Raw genomic sequence first — 14,079 nt, forward strand, 5'->3', positions numbered from 1 at the left:
TTGACTGGAAACGCACCATGGCTGACCTCGAGAAATTCCGCGCAGAGACCCGCGCCTGGCTGGAGCAGAACTGCCCGGCCGAGATGCGCAAACCGATGACCTCGGATGGCGACACCTTCTGGGGTGGCCGCAACGCGAAATTCTCGTCGGACGCGCAGCGGGTCTGGTTCGAGCGGATGCGCGACAAGGGCTGGACCGTGCCGCATTGGCCGAAGGAATATGGCGGTGGCGGCCTCGACGGCGAGGAAGCCAAGATCCTGCGCCAGGAGATGGCGGCGATCGGCGCGCGTCAGCCGCTGACCTCGTTCGGCATCTCGATGCTCGGACCGGCGCTGCTGAAATACGGCACCGAGGAGCAGAAGAGGGAGCATCTGCCGAAGATCACCGCGGGCCTGATCCGCTGGTGCCAGGGCTATTCCGAGCCGAACGCCGGCTCCGACCTCGCCTCGCTGCAGACCCGCGCGGTCGGCGACGGCGACGACTACATCATCAACGGCCAGAAGATCTGGACCTCCTACGCCAACTACGCTGACTGGATCTTCTGCTTGGTCCGCACCGATCCGGCTGCGAAGAAGCACGACGGCATCAGCTTCATCCTGTTCGATATGACCTCGAAGGGCGTATCGACCAAGCCGATCCTGCTGATCTCAGGCTATTCGCCGTTCTGCGAAACCTTCTTCGACAATGTCCGGGTGCCGAAGTCGCATGTCGTCGGCACCGTCAATCGCGGCTGGGATGTCGCGAAGTACCTGTTGCAGCACGAGCGAGCGATGATCTCGGGCATGGGCGAGCGCGGCGTCGGCCGTCCGCTTGGCCAGATCGCGGCCGACTCGGTCGGCGCGGATGCGCAAGGGCGGCTCGACGACGCGCAGCTACGCAGCCAGATCGCGAACTTCGAGGTCGACGAGGCGGCGCTCGCCGCGGCCGCGGAGCGCGCGGTCGATCTCGCCAAGGCCGGGCAATCGCACCCGGCGTTCTCCTCGGCGATGAAATATTACGGCACCGAGCTCAACAAGCGCCGCTACGAGATCCTGATGTCGGCCGGCGGCATCGACGCGCTGGAATGGGAGAGCGACCGCTCCCGGGGCGGCGCCCGCCCGCGCGCCTGGCTGCGCACCAAGGCCAACTCGATCGAGGGCGGCACCTCGGAGGTGATGCTCGGCATCGTCGCCAAGCGCATCCTCGATCTGCCGGGGGCGTAGCTGCTGCCGTCGTTCCGGGGCATCGCGCCGCGGCGAACCCTGGAGCGCGGTTCCGCACCGTGAACCTCGAGATTCCGGGTTCGATGCTGTCGCATCGCCCCGGAATGACGAACTCGGAAATTTTCTGCTTAGAACGTTAGATCGGATTCTCCATGGCCCTCGTCCTCACCGAAGAACAATCCATGCTGCGCGACAGTGCGCGCGGTCTCATCAGCGACAAGGCGCCGGTGGCGCATCTGCGCGGCCTGCGCGATGCCAAGGACACCACCGGCTTCTCGCGCGAGCTCTGGACAACCTTTGCCGAGATGGGCTTCTCCGGCCTGTTGGTGCCGGATCAGTTCGGCGGCAGCGGGCTCGGCTGCGTCGAGGCCGGCATCGTGATGGAGGAGATCGGCCGCACCTTGATGCCGTCGCCGTTCCTTGCGACCTCGGTGCTCGCCGCATCGGCGCTGTCGCGCGGCGGCAGCGAAGCGCAGAAGGCGCAGCATCTGCCCAAGATCGCCGACGGCTCGCTGCTCGCAGCGCTCGCGATCGATGAGGGCGCCAAGCACCGTCCGCTGCAGACCAAATTGCAGGCGACGCGCGCCGGAAACGGCTTCAAGCTGTCCGGCGACAAGGCCTTCGTGGTCGATGGCCACACCGCAGATCTTCTGATAGTCGCGGCGCGTTCGGCGGGCAGCGCCGGTGACAAGAACGGGTTGACGCTGTTCCTGGTCGATCCCAAGGCCAAAGGCCTCGCGGTCGAGCGCACCGCGATGGTCGATTCGCACAATGCGGCGCGCATCGTGTTCGACAATGTCGAGGTCAACGCCGACGGTGTGCTCGGTGAGGTCGATCAGGGCTTTGGGCTGCTCGAGGGCGTGCTCAATATCGGCCGCGGCGCGGTTGCATCCGAGATGGTCGGCCTCTCCGACGAGGTGTTCGGCCGCACCGTGACGTATCTCAAGGAGCGCAAGCAGTTCGGCAAGGCGATCGGCGAATTCCAGGCGCTGCAGCATCGTGCCGCCCAGCTCTACATCGATATCGAGATCACCCGCGCCGCCGTCCTGAAGGCACTGCAGGCGCTCGATACGGATGCCGAGAAGGCCGCCACCGCAGTCGCGGTGGCAAAAGCGCGCGCTGGCACCACTGCCACGCTCGCCGTGCAGGAGGGCGTGCAGATGCATGGCGGCATGGGCATGACCGACCAGTTCGACATCGGCTTCTTCATGAAGCGCGCCCGCGTCTGCCAGGAACTGTTCGGCGACAGCAATTTCCACACCGACCAGCTGGCGAGCGGCAAGGGCTATTGAGCCGACGCGTCAGCGCCGCGTAACGCTGTCGCCACGTAACGCGCTGTCATCGCCCGGCTCGACCGGGCGATCCAGTATTCCAGAGACGGTCGTGTGTAAGCCGAGAAGCCGCGGCGTACTGGATCACCTGCTTTCGCGCATGCGGGTGATGACAGCTGAGGATGTGGTGGCTTGAGTAGTCCGTCATTGCGAGCGAAGCGAAGCAATCCATTTCACCGCGTGTGCGGAGCGATGGATTGCTTCGTCGCTATCGCTCCTCGCAATGACGCCGGAGAAAGATAACCGGATCAGCGGCGCGTAGTGGATGCCGTCGCCGCACACCACACCGTCATCGCCCGGCTCGACCGGGCGATCCAGTATTCCAGAGACGGTCGTGTTTAAGCCGAGAAGCCGCGGCGTACTGGATCACCTGCTTTCGCGCATGCGGGTGATGACAGCGGGGGATGCGGCGGCTTGAGTAGTCCGTCATTGCGAGCGAAGCGAAGCAATCCATTTCACCGCGGGTGCGGAGCGATGGATTGCTTCGTCGCTATCGCTCCTCGCAATGACGCCGGAGAAAGATCACCGGATCGGCGGCGCGTACTGGACGCCGCCGGCGCTCCAGAGCTGGTTCATGCCGCGCGGGATCTTCAGCTTGGAATCGGCGCCGACATTGCGGTCGTAGACCTCGCCGTAATTGCCGACATGGCGGATGATGCGCACCGCCCAGTCCTTGGTCAGGCCGAGATCCTCGCCATAGGCGCCCTCGGTGCCGACCAGTCGCATCACTTCAGGCTTCTTGGACTTCAGCGCCTCGTCGATGTTCTTCGAGGTGATGCCGAGCTCTTCGGCATTGATCATGGCGTAGAGCGTCCACTTCACGATCATCATCCAGTCGTCGTCGCGCAAGCGCACCACCGGCGCCAGCGGCTCCTTGGAGATGATATCGGCCAGAATGGTGTGGTCGTTCGGCTTGGAGAGGTTGAGGCGCAGTGCATAGAGCTGCGAGGCGTCCGAGGTCAGGGTGTCGCACTGGCCTGAATCATAGGCCTTCACGACATCGTCCAGCTTGTCGAACTTCATCTCCGTGTACTTCATGTTGTTGGCACGGAAATAATCGGCGAGGTTGAGCTGCGTCGTGGTGTTGGCCTGCACGCAGACCTTGCTGCCGTTCAAATCGAGCGCGGAATCGATGTTCCGCGAGCGCGGGATCATAAAGCCCTGGCCGTCATAATAGGCGACCGCCGGGAAATAGAGGTCGTAATTGGTTTCGCGCGACATGCTCCAGGTGGAGTTGCGCGAGAGGATGTCGACCTTGCGGTTCTGCAGCTCCTTGAAGCGCTCGCTGGCGTCGAGCGGAACGAACTTGGCCTTGGTCGGATCGTCGAAGATCGCCGAGGCGACCGCGCGGCAGAAGTCGACGTCGAAGCCGGTCCAGTTGCCCTTATCGTCGGGAATCGAGAAGCCCGGCAGGCCCTTGTTGACGCCGCACAGCACGTCGCCGCGGCGGACGGTGCGCTTCAGCGTGCGGGTGTCGTAACGCTCATAGGTGATGGCGGCGGCCGCAACCAGCGCGGCGATCGCGAGCCCGATCGTCAGGCCGCCTCGAAATGTACGCATGGGTTCTCTCTCGCGAATGATCGGGGGAAAAGCAGGTCGGATATCGAAGGCGGGTGGGTCGAGATTACAGTTCGGGCTTCTGGCGGATGATCACCTTGGTACCGACGGGGACGCGGTTGTAGAGATCGGCGACGTCGGCATTGACGAGGCGGAAGCAGCCGGACGAGATCGCGGTGCCGATGGTGTCGGGCCGGTTGGTGCCGTGGATGCGGTACACCGTGGTGCCGAGATACATTGCGCGCGCGCCGAGCGGATTGCCCGGGCCGCCCGCCATGAAGCGCGGCAGATAGGGCTGGCGCGCGATCATTTCCGGCGGCGGCACCCAATCCGGCCACTCGGCCTTGCGGGTGATGGTCACGAGGCCCTGCCACTGAAAGCCGTCGCGGCCGACGCCGATGCCGTAGCGGAGCGCGCGGCCATTGCCTTGCACGAGGTAGAGATGGCGTTCGGCGGTCGAGACGATGATGGTGCCCGGCGCCTCATTGGTCCGGTAGTACACCACCTGCTTCTGCCATTCCGGGTCGAGCTCGTAGCTGTCGTCGGCGATCAGGCCCGGCTCGTCGGCATCTGGACGATTCTGGGCGAAGCCTTGCGACGTCGACAGCACGAGCGCGCCCGTGGCGATCAACATCCAGACCAGGTGACGAAGTTTCGTCATGCAAAGCTCTCCTTGTTGGCGAGCGGCCAAATGGTTGCTCCACCTCAAATCGCGGCAACATCAAATCTCAGCGGCAGCTTGATGGCAAGTTTAGGGCGGGCGTCACACTAGATCACTGTAATGCTTCCGTTTTTTGTCATCGGGGGCGGCAGCACGCGGCGCGGGCCGCCTCATTTCGGCGCGATCCAGAGTCGCAACGCGAACGAGACCAGGGCCACCGTGCCGACGCCGCCGAGCCACAGCGCCACGAACCACAGCAAGCGCTGGCCCAGCGGCCGCTGATTCGGAGCCGGCGACATTAGTGGTATCCGTGGCCGGGGCGCACCTTGCCGCGGAACACCCAATAGGCCCAGGCGGTGTAGCCGAGGATCAGCGGCACCAGGATCGAGACCCCGACCAGCATGAAGATCTGGCTGTTGGCGGGCGCCGCCGCCTGCCAGATCGTGATGCTCTGCGGCACGATGTACGGATACATGCTGATGCCGAGCCCGGCATAGGACAGGGCGAACAGCCCCAGCGTCAGGAAGAACGGCTGGTGGTCGTTCTTGCTGCCGAGCGCGCGCAGCAAGAGCGCGGTGACCGCGGCGACCGCGATCGGCACCGGCGCGGTGAGGATGATATTGGGCCAGGCAAACCAGCGCTGGGTGTATTGCACGGCCAGGAACGGCGTTGCGATGCTGACGGCGCCGATCGCGCAGAGCATCGCGACCAGCAGGATCCAGCTCAGCTGATAGGCGCGCTCGCGCAGCTCGCCTTCGGTCTTCATCACCAGCCAGGTCGCGCCGAGCAGCGCATAGCCGATCACTAGGGCGATGCCGGTCAGAACGCTGAACGGCGTCAGCCAATCCCACCAGCCGCCGGCATAGTGGCGTCCCTCGACATGGATGCCCTGCAGGATGGCGCCGAGCGCGATCCCCTGCGCCAAGGTCGCGACCAGCGAGCCGCCGGCGAAGGCGAGATCCCATTTGTTGCGCGCCTTCTGGGTGCGCCAGCGGAATTCGAAGGCGACGCCCCGGAACACGAGGCCGAGCAGCATCGCGATCATCGGCGTATAGAGCGCCGGCATCAGCACCGCATAGGCCAGCGGAAATGCCGCCATCATGCCGCCGCCACCGAGCACCAGCCAGGTCTCGTTGCCGTCCCACACCGGCGCCACCGTGTTCATGATGACGTCGCGATCGGCCTTTTGCGGGAACAGCGGAAACAGGATGCCGAGGCCGAGATCGAAGCCGTCCATCACGACATAGACGAACACGGCGAAGGCGATGATGAAGGCCCAGATCGTGGTCAGGTCGATCATCGCGCGCCCTCCACGGCAGCGCCGGCAGCCGGCGTGATGCCGGCGGCGCGCGCGGGGATATTTGTCGCGGGGCCTTGCTCGCCGGGGTGCGGCGGCTGCGCCATCAGCCGCAAGATATAGATCACGCCCGCGATGAACACGGCGAAATAGACGATGATGAAGGCGATCAGCGAGGAGCCCACGGCCGGCGCCGCCAGCGGCGACGCCGAATCCGTCGTGCGCAGCAGCCCATAGACCGTGAACGGTTGCCGCCCGGTCTCCGTGGTGATCCATCCGGCGAGCACCGCGATGAAGCCGGCCGGGCCCATCAGCACCGCGAATCTGTGCAGCAGCGGCGTCTGGTACAGCAGTCCGCGCCAGCGCATCAGCAGGCTGAACAGGCCGAGCCCCATGATCAGGAAGCCGAGCCCGACCATGATGCGGAACGACCAAAAGGTGATCGGCACCGGCGGCCAGTTTTCGCGCGGCACCGTGTCGAGGCCGGCGAGCGGGGCGTCGAGCGAATGCTTCAGGATCAGCGACGACAGCTTCGGCACCTCGATCGCGTATTTCACCTTGGCATCTTTTTGGTCGGGCCAGCCGAACAGGATCAGCGGCGCGCCGTCCTTGTGGCTCTGGAAATGGCCTTCCATCGCCATCACCTTGGCGGGCTGGTGCTCGAGCGTATTGAGGCCGTGCTGGTCGCCGGCGAGGATCTGGATCGGCGCCACCAGGGTTGCCATCCACATCGCCATCGAGAACATCACGCGCGCCCCCGCCAGATGCTGGTCGCGCAGCAGGTGCCAGGCGCCGACCGCGCCGACCACCAGCGAGGTGGTGAGGTAGGCCGCCAGCACCATGTGCACGAGGCGATAGGGGAAGGAGGGATTGAAGATCACCTTGAGCCAGTCGGCGGCGACGAACTGGCCGTCGGCATTGACCGCATGACCCGTCGGCGTCTGCATCCAGGAATTGGCCGACAGGATCCAGAACGCGGAGATCAGCGTGCCGATCGCGACCATCAGGGTCGCCAGGAAATGCAGCCTCGGGCCGACGCGCGACAGCCCGAACAGCATCACGCCGAGGAAGCCGGCCTCGAGGAAGAATGCGGTCAAGACCTCATAGGCCATCATCGGGCCGATCACCGGCCCGGTCTTGTCAGCAAACGACGACCAGTTGGTGCCGAACTGGTAGGACATCACGATGCCCGACACCACGCCCATGCCGAACGCGACCGCGAAGATCTTCAGCCAGTAATTGAACAGGTTGATGTAGACCTCGCGCTTGGTGATCAGCCATAGCGCTTCCAGTACCGCGAGATAGCTCGCAAGCCCGATCGAGAATGCGGGAAACACGATGTGGAACGACATCGTGAAAGCGAATTGCGCGCGGGCGAGTACGACCGCATCCCAGCCTTCGAACATCACGCACCATCCATTGCCAACGCTCTGGGGCGCGATCCGGCCACGACATGCGCGTTCGCGATCGCGTCACCCCCGTCGTGGACCCTACCACGCCGGGGATGACGACAATACAGGACGGAACGTCCAATCAGCTATTGGCGTTGAGCAGCCGGGCGACGGTGCGGTCGATCTCCTCGTACTGGCCCTCGCCGGCATGCTGGAAGACGATCTTGCCGTTCTGGTCGATGATGTATTGCGCCGGCCAATACTGGTTGCCGTAGGCGTTCCAGGTCTGCGAATTGTTGTCCTGCGCCACCGGATAGACGATGCCGTGCCGCTTCAGCGCGGCCTGCAAATTGGTGGCCGAATGCTCGAACGGGAATTCCGGCGTGTGGACCCCGATCACGACGAGGCCGCGATCCCGATACTTTGAATAAAGCTGGGTGACGTGCGGCAGCGTGTTGACGCAGTTGACGCAGCCATAGGTCCAGAAATCCACCACAACGACCTTGCCGCGCAGGTCCGCAAGCTTCAACGGCTGCGAATTGAACCAGTTGCTGATCCCGGCGAACTCGGGCGCGGTCTGGCTCTGTCCGGTCGTCATCGCAACTGCCCGCGGCACCGGCTGCGCCGGCGCGTCGGACTCGGTGCAGAGGCCGGGGATCACGGCGCCGCCGAGGCCAAGGCCGGCAACCAGAGCGGATACAGCAATCAAGCGCAGGGACATCGATACCTCCTTGTGAGCTCACAGGCCGATCTGGCCGTTGGGATAGAATTGGGTCAGCCACGCCACGATCAGCGTGTCGTATTGCAGGTAGGACAGCGCAGCGAAGCCGATGATCACGACGCCGAAGCCTTGCTGCAGGCGCGGTGCGATCCGCGCCATGCTGCGCACGCGGGTGGTGACGGCCTGCCCGCCATAGGCGATGGCAAGCATCGGGATCGCGGCGCCGATCGCGTAGGTGACGAGCTGCAGGCTCGCCCACGCCGTATCCTTCGAGGTCGCGACGATGGTCAGGATCGAGCCGAGCACCGGACCGGCGCACGGCGTCCACACCAGGCCGAGCGTGGTGCCGAGCACGAAGCCGCCGAACAGGCTCTGCGACGGCGCAGCCTGACCGAGGCTGCCGGCGGTCCCGCTGAGCCGGATCGCCAGCCATTCGAACGGCGCCGGCCAGATCATCAACAGGCCGAAGCCCGCGAGCAGGATGGCGGCGCCGGTCCGCAGCGCGTTGGGATCGAAATCGAAGGTGCGCGTGATCGCACTCAGCAGCAATGCCACCGCAGAGAATGACATCACGAAGCCGAGCGCGATCATCGCAGGCCGCGCCTTGCCGGTCTGGCCTATCGATACCCCAAGTAGAATCGGCAGCATCGGCAGGGTGCAAGGGGCAGCGACGGTGGCGACACCGGCAAGCAGGGCAAGGGCAAGGCTGAGCATCGTCGTCCGTCCATCAGAAGTCCCGGCGCGCCAGAGGGCCGTGCCGGGTACGCCTGATGTTCTTCGCGATGAGAGTTCGGCCGTTACGTTGGAGCGATCGCAGGCGCCGTCACGTCTGTGTGAGATGGCGCGCGCTTGGCCTCACGACCTCGCGCCAAAAACAGAGCGACCCGGCTGGGGGGCATCCCGGCCGGGTCGTTGGAGGTTACTTGGGAGGTTAGAACTAGGGAGGTATCGAAACTGGTCCGGTGAATTGGGGTTGGCGTCGCGTCGTTGGGTATGTGTATAGAGATCGCGTTTTTCCGGGTGATGTCGTCGATTGTTTCAATTGTTTCGTCGCCGAACCTTTTTGGCTTCGTCAACAATTGCCCGGATTCCCAGGTCTCCTCCTAAATATCTGAATTTGCTTTACTTTAAGCCGCGACGCTGTCCACGCCGGCGCCCCGCAGGAGGTCGGCGAGCTGCTTGCGGGCGTAGAACATGCGGGTCTTCACCGTGCTCTGCGGGATACCGATGATCTGGCCGGCCTCCTCGACCGACTTCTCATGGTAGTAGACCAGGTTGATGATCTCGCGGTGGGCCGGCGACAGCTTGGCCACGCAGGCGCGCAGTATCTCGCTGGTGGTGGCGCGGTCGAGCGAGGTTTCCGGCGTGTCGGCGCCGTCAGCGATCTCCAGCACGTCTTCCTGGTCGATGTCCTCGTGCTTGCGCTGGCGCAGCGCGGTCAGCGCCTTGAAGCGGGCGATCGAGAGCAGCCAGGTCGAGACCTGTGAGCGGCCCTCGAACTGGGCCGCAGTGCGCCAGACGTCCAGGAACACCTGGCTGACCAGGTCTTCGGCCATCGTGGTGTCGCGCACCATGCGCAGCACGAAGCGGTAGACCCGGACGTTGTGACGGGCATAGAGCGTGTGCATCGAGGTGCGGTTATTCTTGGCGATACGCGCGAGCAGCATTTCATCCGAGGTCGCGCGAGCAGCATCGATTTGCTTCTCGGCTGCAGCGTTGATGGCGATGACGTTCGGCATGACAGGCTCCCAGTTCGCCGTTGGGCGGCGGTTCGTTGGGAGAAAGCTAGTTAGCGCCGGTTTCCGGATGTCTGCGCGAAAGGCGGAAAATGGTTTCGTGACCGGGGAGAATTGTTTCGTCGCGGCCCTGGCGACGAAACATTCGGGACCAAAAAGCCAGTCATTTCAACGCACGGAAAATTGGAGTGACCGGAATCGTCCCGTGGGAACGATTCCGGGCCATGACTTTTGGCACTGTCGGGGCTTATTCGGCGGCCTGCAAAGCGGGCGTTGCCTTTTTCGGGGCAATCCAGAATGCGTCGGGCCGCTCGAACAGGAAATTGGCCCGGACCGCCAGCGCCAGCCGCCAGATCAGGAGCGCGCCGGCGACGCCGACCGCGGTCACGATCAGCGAGACCAGGCCGATGTCGGGGATGACATCGAGCCGCAGCAGAGCCGTGCGTGTCGCGGCCATCGGCAGGAAGAAGGCGAGGTAGATCACGATCGAATGCTCGCCGCAGAAGCGCAGGAAGCCGACCCAGTGCGCCCGTGCCAGCAACGTGCCGGTCACGATGATCGCGCAGGCGCCGGCAAAGCCGAGCGCCAGCGAGACGATCGGCCATTCACTGACATCGAGCGCAACCAGGCCGCCATTGACGAGCGCCCACAGCACAAGCCCGAGCAGGGCAACCGCAGGCCGCGAGCGCGCACGGTCTGACAGCGCGAACACGTAATCGGCAAGGACACAGCCGGTGAAGAAATAGACGAAACGGGCGCTGAACTCGTCGATCACGTACCAGCCGGTCGCCACATGCGCCGATTCCAATGCCGCTGCGATCAGCCAGATGATGAGCGGGTGGACGTTGCGGGTCAGCTTGGTGACGACGAAGAAGATCGGCAGCAGATAGATGAACCACAGCGTGCCGAACGGCTGGACGAAGGCGACGAGGTATTGCCGCCCAACCTCGGCCCAACCGGCCTCGGCAGCCAGCGACGGCGCCTTGAAGCCGAACTGGATCGTCACCCACAGCACATAGAAATAGGCGAAGTGCATCACCTTGCGGTCGAGATAGGTGCGCCAGTTGCGGTCGATCACGACCGACAGGAACAGTCCCGAGATCAGGAAGAAGTCCGGCATCCGGAACGGTTTGGCGAACATCACGACATAATGCATGAAGCCGGTCTGCTCGGCGGCCTTCTCGACCCCCAGCACCGAATGCATCATCACGACCATGATGATGCAGATGCCCTTGGCATAGTCGACCCAATCGACGCGCGCGCTTGCTTTCCCAAGTGATCGATCAAGGGAACGATCTGTTGCAGCGGCTGTACCGTTTGTGGTCATCCTTGTCCCGTTTCGGCGTAATCGGCCCTATCATCGGCCCGATCGGTTGCTTTCTCCTTTATCAGTACAAAGGCTGTGCCAGCGAACCTGGGCCCTGTCCCCGGTTCCCTGGACCAGGCGAATGGTCTAAGAGGCCCGGAAATCCTAAGAGAATCCGACGTTCGTTAACCACAGGACGCAAGGCTGGCCGAGCGCCGTGGCCTGCGATGAGACTCCTTGCCGCACCAATTCGATAGCCCGCTGCCGATCGACGCCGTGCTCGACGAGCTCGACCGCACGCTCGATCGCCACAATGCCGCAGTGCTGGTCGCGCCGCCCGGCGCCGGCAAGACCACGCGCGTGCCGCTGGCGCTGCTCGATGCGCCGTGGGCCAAGGGCAAGAAGATCATCGTGCTGGAGCCGCGCCGCATCGCCGCGCGCGCCAGCGCCGAGCGGATGGCGAAGACGCTTCGTGAGCGTCCCGGCGAGACCGTCGGCTATCGCGTCCGCTTCGGCTCAAAGGTGTCGCGCGCGACGCGGATCGAGGTCGTCACCGAGGGCATCTTCTCGCGCCAAATCCTTGACGATCCCGAGCTCAACGGCGTCGCCGCGGTGCTGTTCGACGAATTCCACGAGCGCTCGCTCGATGCCGATCTTGGCCTTGCGCTGGCGCGCGACGCGCAGACCGGCCTGCGCGAGGACTTACGCATCCTCGTGATGTCGGCCACGCTCGACGGCGCGCGGGTCGCAAAACTGCTGGGCGACGCGCCTGTGGTCGAGAGCGAGGGTCGCGCCTTCCCCGTCGAGACCCGCTATGTCGGCCGCAAGGTCGATGCGCCGGTGGAGCGGCAGATGGCCGAGACGATCGCGACCGCGCTGCGCGCCGATGCCGGCTCGGTGCTCGCCTTCCTGCCCGGCGCGGCCGAGATCCGCCGCACGCAGACTTTCTTGGCCGAGCGCGTGCATGACGCCTCGGTCGAGATCGTGCCGCTGTTCGGTGCGCTCGATGCCACCGTGCAGGATCGCGCCATCGCGCCGGCGCCAAAGGGGATTCGCAAGGTGGTGCTGGCGACTTCAATTGCCGAGACCTCGCTGACCATCGAGGGCGTGCGCATCGTGGTCGATTCGGGCCTGGCGCGGGTGCCACGCTACGAGCCGGATATCGCGCTGACCCGGCTCGAGACCGTGCGGGCCTCGCGTGCCGCGGTCGATCAGCGCCGCGGCCGCGCCGGCCGTATCGAGCCCGGCGTCTGCTACCGTCTTTGGGACGAGCCGCAGACCGCGTCGCTCCCGGCCTACACCGCACCCGAAATCCTCTCCGCCGATCTGTCCTCGTTGGTGCTCGACCTCGCGCAATGGGGCGTCAGCGATCCCTCAGGCCTCGCTTTCCTCGATCCGCCACCGGGACCGGCACTGAAGGAAGCGCGATCGCTGCTGTCGGAGCTCGGCGCGCTCGACGGCGATGGCCGCATCACCGAGGAAGGCAAGAGCCTGCGCGCGCTGGCACTGCCGCCGCGGCTGGCGCGGATGATCGTGGATTCCGCCCGCTTCGGTATGGGTGAGGAGGCGGCCGAGATCGCCGCCGTGCTGACCGAGCGCGGGCTCGGCGGCGACAGCGTCGATCTCGACGTCCGGCTCGACCAGTTCCGCCGCGACCGCTCGCAGCGCGCATCCAGCGCGCGCAGCATGGCCGCGCGCTGGGCCTCGCAGGTGGAGAGGTCTGAGAGACTTTCTTCTCCCTCCCCCCTTGTGGGGGAGGGCCGGGGAGGGGGGCCCGCAAAGGCAGGGTCTGCCGATAGCGGCGATCTCTCCACCGGCGTCATGCTGGCCTTCGCATTCCCGGACCGGGTTGCGAAGAACCGCGGCAATGGCAGCTTCGTGCTGGCCAATGGCCGCGGTGCCGCCGTCGAGCAGACCGCGGCGCTGGCGCGGCTGAGCTATATCGCGGTCGCCGAACTGACCGGCACGGCCGCGAGCGGCCGCATCCTGCTGGCAGCACCGATCACCCAAGACGAGATCGAGCAGCGCTTCGCCGACCAGATCGAGAATGTCGAGGAGGTGACGTTCGACCGCGGCGCGATGGCGCTGCGCGCGCGCCGCCGGCGTTCGCTGCATGCGATCACCCTGTCGGAAGCGCCGATGCCGCTCAAGCCATCGGCCGAGTCCGCGCGGGTGTTCGCCGACGGCCTGATCGCGGCTGGGCTCGACCGCCTGCCGTGGTCAAAGCAAGCGAAACAATGGCGCGACCGCGTCATGTTCCTGCGCAAGGCCGAAGACGAGAGCTGGCCTGATCTGTCGGATGCCGCGCTTGCCGCGCGCGCCGACGACTGGCTGGTGGGCGCGCTCTACGACAAGACCGCGTTGAAGGATTTGTCGGCAGGCGACCTGTCGGACGCGCTGATGGCGCTGCTGCCGTGGGAATTGCGCGCGCGGCTCGATCGCGAGGCGCCGACGCATTTCGAGGCGCCGACCGGAACGCAGCTTGCGATCGACTACGAGGCCGAGCAGGGCCCGACCATCGCGGTGCGGTTGCAGGAGCTGTTCGGGCTCAACACCCATCCCTCGATCGCCAAGGGCGCAGTGCCGCTGGTGCTGGAGCTGCTGTCGCCGGCGCAGCGGCCGGTGCAGGTGACACGCGATCTGCCGGGCTTCTGGCGCGGCAGTTACGCCGCGGTGCGTTCCGACCTGCGCGGCCGCTATCCGCGCCATCCCTGGCCGGAAGATCCCGCCAACGCGATGCCGACCAGGCGCGTGAAACCGCGCGGGACGTGACGGGTCACGAATTTCATGCCACCCCGTCATTGCGAGGAGCGATAGCGACGAAGCAATCCATGGCTCCGCGGGCGCGGAGGGATGGATTGCTTCGCGGAGCCTGTC

The 14,079-nt window shown here is 65.2% G+C and carries 12 protein-coding genes; 3 read left to right on the forward strand and 9 right to left on the reverse strand.

Translation table 11 applies throughout. From position 1 onward, the window contains the following. Nucleotides 1-17 precede the first annotated feature (17 nt). Both AKN84_RS06455 and AKN84_RS06460 read left to right on the forward strand, forming a co-directional pair. A complete protein-coding gene (locus AKN84_RS06455; RefSeq protein WP_050419912.1) occupies nt 18-1,202 on the forward strand; it encodes an acyl-CoA dehydrogenase family protein in 1,185 nt (394 codons plus the stop codon). Between the two features lie 152 nt (nt 1,203-1,354). Beyond that, a complete protein-coding gene (locus AKN84_RS06460; protein ID WP_050419913.1) occupies nt 1,355-2,494 on the forward strand; it encodes an acyl-CoA dehydrogenase family protein in 1,140 nt (379 codons plus the stop codon). A 561-nt stretch (nt 2,495-3,055) separates the two neighbouring features. On the opposite strand, the gene AKN84_RS06465 is transcribed toward AKN84_RS06460, so the two are convergent. The 9 genes from AKN84_RS06465 to AKN84_RS06500 all read right to left on the reverse strand — a co-directional run bounded on the left by AKN84_RS06465 (nt 3,056) and on the right by AKN84_RS06500 (nt 11,223). Next, nucleotides 3,056-4,093, reverse strand: coding sequence for an amino acid ABC transporter substrate-binding protein (locus AKN84_RS06465; RefSeq protein WP_050419914.1), 1,038 nt, complete (start codon nt 4,091-4,093; stop codon nt 3,056-3,058). A gap of 64 nt (nt 4,094-4,157) precedes the next feature. Continuing rightward, nucleotides 4,158-4,751, reverse strand: coding sequence for a L,D-transpeptidase (locus tag AKN84_RS06470; protein ID WP_050419915.1), 594 nt, complete (start codon nt 4,749-4,751; stop codon nt 4,158-4,160). 170 nt (nt 4,752-4,921) lie between these two features. Further along, the gene (locus AKN84_RS44670) at nt 4,922-5,050 is read right to left on the reverse strand and encodes a DUF2474 domain-containing protein (RefSeq protein WP_128970495.1); all 129 of its coding nucleotides are present in this window, start codon (nt 5,048-5,050) and stop codon (nt 4,922-4,924) included. Beyond that, nucleotides 5,050-6,051, reverse strand: a complete 1,002-nt coding sequence (gene cydB, locus AKN84_RS06475) for a cytochrome d ubiquinol oxidase subunit II (RefSeq protein ID WP_050419916.1) — start codon at nt 6,049-6,051, stop codon at nt 5,050-5,052. The genes AKN84_RS44670 and cydB overlap by 1 nt, the downstream gene beginning before the upstream one ends. Further along, on the reverse strand, nt 6,048-7,454 hold the full coding sequence (locus AKN84_RS06480) for a cytochrome ubiquinol oxidase subunit I (protein WP_050419917.1): 1,407 nt from the start codon (nt 7,452-7,454) through the stop codon (nt 6,048-6,050). Before AKN84_RS06480 ends, cydB begins: the two co-directional genes overlap by 4 nt. Before the next feature lie 127 nt (nt 7,455-7,581). After that, nucleotides 7,582-8,160, reverse strand: a complete 579-nt coding sequence (locus AKN84_RS06485; protein WP_050419918.1) for a thioredoxin family protein — start codon at nt 8,158-8,160, stop codon at nt 7,582-7,584. Between the two features lie 18 nt (nt 8,161-8,178). Beyond that, the gene (locus tag AKN84_RS06490) at nt 8,179-8,874 is read right to left on the reverse strand and encodes a cytochrome c biogenesis CcdA family protein (RefSeq protein WP_050419919.1); all 696 of its coding nucleotides are present in this window, start codon (nt 8,872-8,874) and stop codon (nt 8,179-8,181) included. Nucleotides 8,875-9,287: 413 nt separating this feature from the next. Next, nucleotides 9,288-9,899 (reverse strand): sigma-70 family RNA polymerase sigma factor, encoded by a 612-nt coding sequence (locus AKN84_RS06495; RefSeq protein ID WP_050419920.1) that lies wholly within the window; start codon nt 9,897-9,899, stop codon nt 9,288-9,290. A 244-nt stretch (nt 9,900-10,143) separates the two neighbouring features. After that, the gene (locus AKN84_RS06500; RefSeq protein ID WP_050419921.1) at nt 10,144-11,223 is read right to left on the reverse strand and encodes an acyltransferase family protein; all 1,080 of its coding nucleotides are present in this window, start codon (nt 11,221-11,223) and stop codon (nt 10,144-10,146) included. Nucleotides 11,224-11,439: 216 nt separating this feature from the next. Between AKN84_RS06500 and hrpB the strand changes: the two genes are divergently transcribed. After that, on the forward strand, nt 11,440-13,974 hold the full coding sequence (gene hrpB / locus AKN84_RS06505) for an ATP-dependent helicase HrpB (protein WP_050419922.1): 2,535 nt from the start codon (nt 11,440-11,442) through the stop codon (nt 13,972-13,974). Nucleotides 13,975-14,079: the final 105 nt, after the last annotated feature.

This window comes from Bradyrhizobium tropiciagri, assembly GCF_001189845.1.
GTDB lineage: Bacteria > Pseudomonadota > Alphaproteobacteria > Rhizobiales > Xanthobacteraceae > Bradyrhizobium > Bradyrhizobium tropiciagri.